This window comes from Pseudorhodoferax aquiterrae (assembly GCF_014652235.1).
In the GTDB taxonomy this organism is placed as follows: domain Bacteria; phylum Pseudomonadota; class Gammaproteobacteria; order Burkholderiales; family Burkholderiaceae_C; genus Pseudorhodoferax; species Pseudorhodoferax aquiterrae.
Genome location: NZ_BMYK01000030.1, coordinates 58980 through 65442, shown reverse-complemented (window position 1 = coordinate 65442; position 6463 = coordinate 58980). Strand labels below are relative to the sequence as shown.

General features: G+C 70.2%; 5 protein-coding genes and 1 pseudogene. All 6 read left to right on the top strand.

The features are described 5' to 3' along the window. Positions 1-117 precede the first annotated feature (117 nt). Entirely contained in the window at positions 118-1407 is a 1290-nt protein-coding gene (locus IE209_RS28630; RefSeq protein WP_189690290.1) for a metal-dependent hydrolase family protein, read from the top strand. Next, positions 1404-2351 carry a branched-chain amino acid ABC transporter permease gene (locus tag IE209_RS28625; RefSeq protein ID WP_189690289.1) on the top strand — a complete coding sequence of 316 codons (948 nt, stop codon included), beginning with the start codon at positions 1404-1406 and terminating at the stop codon, positions 2349-2351. Before IE209_RS28630 ends, IE209_RS28625 begins: the two co-directional genes overlap by 4 nt. A 198-nt stretch (positions 2352-2549) precedes the next feature. Beyond that, the gene (locus tag IE209_RS28620; protein ID WP_229883102.1) at positions 2550-3665 is read left to right on the top strand and encodes a branched-chain amino acid ABC transporter permease; all 1116 of its coding nucleotides are present in this window, start codon (positions 2550-2552) and stop codon (positions 3663-3665) included. Continuing rightward, entirely contained in the window at positions 3662-4897 is a 1236-nt protein-coding gene (locus IE209_RS28615; protein WP_189690288.1) for an ABC transporter substrate-binding protein, read from the top strand. Before IE209_RS28620 ends, IE209_RS28615 begins: the two co-directional genes overlap by 4 nt. Before the next feature lie 14 nt (positions 4898-4911). Then, on the top strand, positions 4912-5721 hold the full coding sequence (locus IE209_RS28610; protein ID WP_229883101.1) for an ABC transporter ATP-binding protein: 810 nt from the start codon (positions 4912-4914) through the stop codon (positions 5719-5721). After that, positions 5721-6191, top strand: a pseudogene (locus IE209_RS34260) (ABC transporter ATP-binding protein); the annotation flags it as partial. The gene IE209_RS28610 and the pseudogene IE209_RS34260, both read left to right, overlap by 1 nt. Between the last annotated feature and the right edge of the window lie 272 nt (positions 6192-6463).

Here is a 6463-nt window from a genome sequence, read left to right as displayed (position 1 = left end):
ATTTCCAGTATTTCAGGCCCTCCACCCCAACACCTCAACCATACAAGCCAGCTCCGCGGCGGCCGCTGGCATGGCCTGCTCCGCGGCCTCTCGAACGTCCTTGAAACGGAGGTCGCTGTGGCCGAAGTCCTGTTCACCAACGTGCGCATCCTCGAGGGCGGCACGCAGCTGCCCTACCAGGGCAGCGTGCGCGTCAGCGGCAACCGCATCCGCGAGGTCGGCCGCAGCCTGGCACCCGTGGGCGGTTTCAACAGCGGCGTGCAGGTCATCGACGCCGCCGGTGCCACGCTGATGCCGGGCATGTGCGAAGCCCACACGCACTTCAGCTGGAACGACGCCGCCACGCTGGCCGCGATCCAGGCCATGCCGCTGGAAGAGCACGTGCTGTGGTGCGCCAAGGTGGCGGGGCGCTACCTGCAGGCCGGCTTCACCTCCTGCGTGGGCGCGGCCTGTGCCAAGCCGCGGCTGGACGTGGTCACGCGCAACGCGATCAACAAGGGCCAGATCCCGGGCCCGCGCTACCTGGCCGCCAGCCAGGAGATCACCGTGCCCGGCGGCCTGGGCGACGAGACGCTGCCGCACCTGCCCTTCCCGGAGTTCAGCTTCGGCGTGAACGTGAACGGTGCCGAGGACATGCGCAAGGCCGTGCGCCGGTTCCTGGCCTACGGCGTGGACTCGATCAAGCTCAACCTCTCGGGCGACAACTTCACGCCGCAGTCGCCGGCCGGCACCACCTGGATGACCGACGCCGAGGTGGCCGCCGCCATGGAGGAGGTCAGGATGCGCGGCAAGCGCGGCGTGGCCCATGCCCGCTCGGCCGACAGCGTCAAGCAGGCGCTGCGCCATGGCATCGAGGTGATCTACCACGCCAGCTACACCGACACCGAGACGCTGGACCGTCTGGAGGCTGCGAAGGACCAGGTCTTCGTGGCGCCCGGCATCGCCATCCTCTACGCCATGCTGCACGAGGCCGAGCCCTATGGCATCACGCACCAGATGGCGGTGGACATGGGCTACCAGGACGAGTGGGACCACGCCATCGAATCGCTCAAGGCCATGCACCGGCGCGGCGTGCGCGTGCTGCCGGGCGGCGACTACGGCTTCGCGTTCACGCCGCACTGCCAGAACGCGCGCGACCTGGAGTTCTTCGTCAAGTACCTGGGCATGACGCCGCTGGAGGCGATCCGCTCCACGGCCGAGTTCGGCGGGCAGATCATGAAGCTGCCGGGCGAGCTGGGCATGGTCAAGCCGGGCTACCTGGCCGACCTGCTGCTCGTCGACGGCGACCCGCTGGCCAACCTGTCCATCCTGCGCGATCCCAAGCGCATCCTCGCGGTCATGAAGGACGGGCAGTTCGCCAAGCTGCCACCGGTCGCGAGCGAGCGGCGCTTCGAACGGGCGGCATGAACAGGACCGCGCGCATCCTGCTGTGGCTGCTGGTCGGCGGCCCGGTCCTCGTGTTCTCGCTGTGGGCGCTGTTCGACAACGCGCGCCTGTACGTGGTCACCCTGCTCAATGGGCTGACGCTGGCCTCGCTGTACTTCATCGTGGCGAGCGGCTTCACGCTGGTGTTCGGCCTCATGCGCAACGTGAACCTCGCGCACGGTTCGCTGTACCTGCTGGGCGGCTACGTGGGCTACGTGGTGGCCGACAAGACCGGCTGGTGGCTGCTGGCGCTGGCGGCGGGCTTCGCGGCGGCGGCCGTGGCGGGCCTGCTGATCCAGGTGCTGATCCTGCGGCGCATGCAGGGGCAGGACCTGCGCCAGACGCTGGTGACCATCGGCCTGTCGATCGTGATCGCCGACGTGCTGCTGTGGATCTTCACGGGCCAGGTGCACCAGATGGAAGCGCCCGAGTGGCTGCAGGGGCCCATCCGCGGCCTGCCGCTCATCAATGCCTACGGCGCGTTCCGCTTGAGCCTGCTGGGCTTCGGCATCGCCATCGGCATCGGCCTGTGGTGGCTGCTGAACAAGACCCGCGTGGGCGCCATGATCCGCGCCGGCGTGGACGACCGCGGCATGCTGGCCGCCTCGGGCGTGAACGTGAACCTGGTGTTCGCCATCACCTTCATGCTGGGGGCCGGCCTCGCGGGACTGGGCGGCGTGATCGGCGCGGTGGAGCTGTCCATGGTGCCGGGCGAAGACATCCGGCTGCTGCTGGCCTCGCTGATCGTGGTGATCGTGGGCGGCATGGGCAGCGTGGTCGGCGCGGCCATCGGCGCCGTGATCCTGGGCCTCGCGGAGACCTATGGGCTGGCCTACGCGCCAACCTACAGCGTGGTGTTCACCTTCGTGATCCTGATCCTGGTGCTGGCGTTCCGGCCGCGCGGGATCATGGGGAAGGCGGCTTGAGATGAACGCTTCGATGAACTCGGCCGATCTGGCGGTGCGTCCAGACCACGCCGACGGTGTGCTCCACTCCGCGAATGTCCCCCGGCCTTGCCCGCCTGCGGCCCAGGCGGGGGACATTCGCGGAAGAGGCCGCCCGGTGGCCGCGGCCCCCGCGCCGCGCCTCCCCCTCTCCGAACCGCGCAGCGCGAGGGATCACACATGAGTGCCTCCCAATGGCGCCGTGCCATGAACCGCCAGCCCACGCCGCCGGTCACCCGGCCGCGCCCCGGCGCAACGCCCACGGCCGCCACCCCACCGCAAGCCCGCGGCAAGGCCTGGCCCACGCTGCGCCCGCGCCACGGCATCGTGCTGATCGCAGCGCTGCTGTTCCCCTTCGTCGCCACGCCCTTCTTCACCTACCAGGTGGCCGCGCAGTCGCTGGTGCTGGGGCTCATCGCGCTCTCGCTGACCTTCCTGGGCGGCTACGGCGGCATGGTCTCGCTCGCGCAGATGTCGGTGGCCGGCATGGCCGGCTATGCGGTGGCCGTGCTGGGCACCAGCAGCAGTGCCGCCATCAGCCTGGGCTGGCCCTGGTGGGTGGCCGTGCCGACCGCGTTGCTGATCGCGGTGGCGGCGGCCACGCTGATCGGCTGGCTCTCCGTCCGCACGGAGGGCATCTACACCATCATGATCACGCTGGCCGTCGGCGTGGCCTTCTACTACCTGGTGCTGCAGAACTACAGCGTGTTCAACGGCTTCCAGGGCCTGCGCGAGCTGCACCCGCCGCAGGTGTTCGGCGTGGACTGGCGCGCGCCGGTGCCCTACTACTTCCTGGCCCTGGCCTGCGCGCTGGCCGGCTACGGCGCCGTGCAGTGGATCGTGCGCGCCCCGTTCGGCATCGCGCTGCAGGGCGTGCGCGACAACCCGCGCCGCATGGCCGCGCTGGGTTACGACGTGGTCGCCCACCGCGTGGCGGCCTACGCCTTCGCCGGACTGCTGGCGGGCGTGGGCGGCATCCTGCTGGCCTGGTACAACGGCCTCATGACGCCGGGCTCCGTGGGCACGGGCTGGCTCATCAACATCCTGGTCATCGCCGTGCTCGGCGGCATGCGGCACCCCATCGGCGCCTTCGTCGGCGCCGTGCTGTTCGTGCTGCTGCAGACCTTCGCCATCGACCTCGTCGACCGCGAGCGCTTCAACCTCGTGATCGGCGGCGTGTTCCTCGCCATCGTGCTGTGTTCCCCCGACGGCCTGCTCGGCTTGTGGGCCAAGGCGCGCACGCGCTTCGGGCCCCGGCAGACCCTGACTTCGCCAACCCCAAGGAGACAAGCGTGAACCTCAAGCAAACCCTGCTGGCCGCTGCGGCCACCTGCGTCGTGACCGGTGCCTGGGCCCAGGGCGGCCCGATCAAGATCGGGCTGCTGGCCACGCTGGAAGGGCCGTTCGCTGCGGGCGGCGCCGACGGCATGCGCGGCGCGGAACTGGCCGTCAAGGAGCGCGGCGGCATGGTGGCCGGGCGCAAGATCGAGATCATCAAGGCCAGCTCGGACGCCAAACCCGACGTGGCCGTCAACGCCACGCGCAAGCTCGTGGAGCAGGACAAGGTCGACATCATGGTCGGCCCGCTGTCCGGCGGCGAGGGCATCGCCGTGAAGGACTATTCCAAGACCCAGCCGCAGGTGACCTTCATCAACGGCGCCTCGGGTGCGCAGGGCACCACGCTGGAGAACCCCAGCCCCAACTTCTACCGCTTCAACACCGAGGGCGCGCAGTGGATGGTAGGCCTGGGCCAGGCCGCGCTGGACAAGGGCTACAAGCGCGTGATGGTGATCGCGGAAGACTATGCCTTCCCCTACTCGCAGGTGCAGGGCTTCATGTCGGAGTTCTGCGCCAAGGGCGGCAAGGTGCCGGTCAAGGCCTGGGTGCCGCTGGGCGGCAAGGACTACAGCTCGGTCATCGCGCGCATCCCCAAGGACGTGGACGCGCTGCTGGTGGTGCTGGGCGGTGCCGACGCGGTGAACTTCCTCACGCAGTACGAGAACGCCGGTGGCGACAAGCCCATGCTGGGCGGCTCCATCACGGTGAGCCAGGACGTGCTGAACTACCGCGGCAAGCGGCGCGATTCGCTGGTCGGCACCCTGTCGGCCGGCCCCGTGGCCGACAGCTACGACGGCGCGGAGTGGAAGAAGTTCGTGGCCGACTACCAGAAGACCTACCCGGTCTCCTCGGGCGCCTTCCCCAGCCCCAGCCTGTTCGCCTACGTCTACTACACCAACATGAAGGCTGCGCTGGACGGCCTGGACGCGGTGAAGGGCGACCTCTCGGGCAACCAGGCCAAGTACCGCGAGGCGCTGCAGAAGATGACGCTGAAGACGCCCACGGGCGACGTGCGGCTGGACGGCAACCGCCAGGCCATCGGCACCACCTTCGTGACCGAGGTGGTGAAGGACGCGCAGGGCAACCTCACGACCAAGGTGGCCAAGAAGGTCGACAACATCGACCAGCTGCTGGGCATGAAGAAGGAAGACTTCAAGATGGGCACGCGGGATGTCCCCGCCTGCCCCTGAGCAGGGCTGAACGCGTGGCCACCGTCACCTCGCTCCGCGCCGCCACCGCCCGCCCCGGTGCCGCGCCACGCGCGCTGGCCTCGAGCGATGCGCTCGCGCTCGAAGGCGTCACGCGCGCCTTCGGTGCGCTGCGCGCAGTGGACGACGTGAGCTTCTCGGTGGCGGCCGGCCAGCGCTACGCCGTGCTGGGATCGAACGGCGCGGGCAAGACCACGCTGTTCAACGCCATCACGGGCGACTTTCCGCCCACCAGCGGCCGCATCCGCTTCTTCGGCGAAGACATCACGGCGCTGCCGCCGCAGGAGCGCATCCGCAAGGGGCTGCGGCGCACCTACCAGTCCTCGCTGCTGTTCCGCGAATTGAGCGTGCGCGACAACCTGTTCCTGGCCGTGCGCGGCGTGGCCAATGGACGCTTCAGCATGCGCCGCGCCGGTGCGCTGCATGCGTCGACCCTGGCCACCGAGGAACTGCTGGAGCGCGCCCGCCTCACGCACCTCGCCGACACGCTGGTGGCCGACCTCGCGCACGGCCAGCAGCGCCAGCTGGAGATCGGCATGGCGCTGGCCGGCGCGCCGCGGCTGATCCTGTTCGACGAGCCGGCCGCCGGCCTGTCGCCGGCCGAGCGGCGCGAGCTGGTGGCGCTGCTGCAGGCGCTGCCCGCCCACATCGGCTTCGTGATCATCGAGCACGACCTGGACATCGCGCTGCGCGTGACCGAGAAGGTGACCGTGATGCACAACGGCCGCGTGCTCAAGACCGGCACGCCGGCCGAGATCGAGAACGACGCCCAGGTGCAGGCCATCTACATGGGAGGCCGCCACTGATGGACGCGCCGCTGCTGCAGGTCGACAACCTGGACATCTACTACGGCCGCGCCCATGCGCTGCAGGGCGTGGGCCTCACGCTGGAGCGTGGCGTGCTCGGCATCGTGGGCCGCAACGGCATGGGCAAGACCACGCTGTGCAACGCCATCTGCGGCCTGCTGCCGCCCGTGGGCCGTGCCACCGGCAGCGTGCGGCTGGCCGGCGAGGAGATCCTCGGCCTGCCGCCCGAGCGCAGGACGAAGCGCGGCATCGCCTACGTGCCGCAGGGCCGGCGCGTCTGGCCCTCGCTGAGCGTGGACGAGACGCTGCGCCTGGTCGCCCCGAAGCGGCGCGACGTGGACAAGGTCTACGCCATGTTCCCGCGCCTGGCCGAACGCAAGGGCAACGGCGGCGCGCAGCTGTCCGGTGGCGAGCAGCAGATGCTGGCCATCGGCCGCGCGCTGCTGCTGGAGCCGCGCCTCCTGGTCATGGACGAACCCACCGAGGGCTTGGCCCCGGTCATCGTCGAGCAGGTGGCGCAGGCGCTGCGCGCGCTGGCGGCCGAGGGCCGGATCGGCGTGCTGCTGATCGAACAGAACCTGGGCGTGGCCATCGAGGTGGCCGACCGCATCGGCGTGATGGTCAACGGCCGCATCGCGCAGCTCATGCCCGCCGCCGAGCTCGGGGCCGACCGTGCGCTGCAGGAGCGGCTGCTGGGCGTGCGCAGCAGCGGCGAGGCCGAGGAAGAGGCCACGCCCGCAGC

Excerpts from the sequence above, each read along its gene's own strand:
- IE209_RS28620 (WP_229883102.1), top strand. The coding sequence starts at position 2,550 with ATGAGTGCCTCCCAATGGCGCCGTGCCATGAACCGCCAGCCCACGCCG.
- IE209_RS28625 (WP_189690289.1), top strand. The coding sequence starts at position 1,404 with ATGAACAGGACCGCGCGCATCCTGCTGTGGCTGCTGGTCGGCGGCCCG.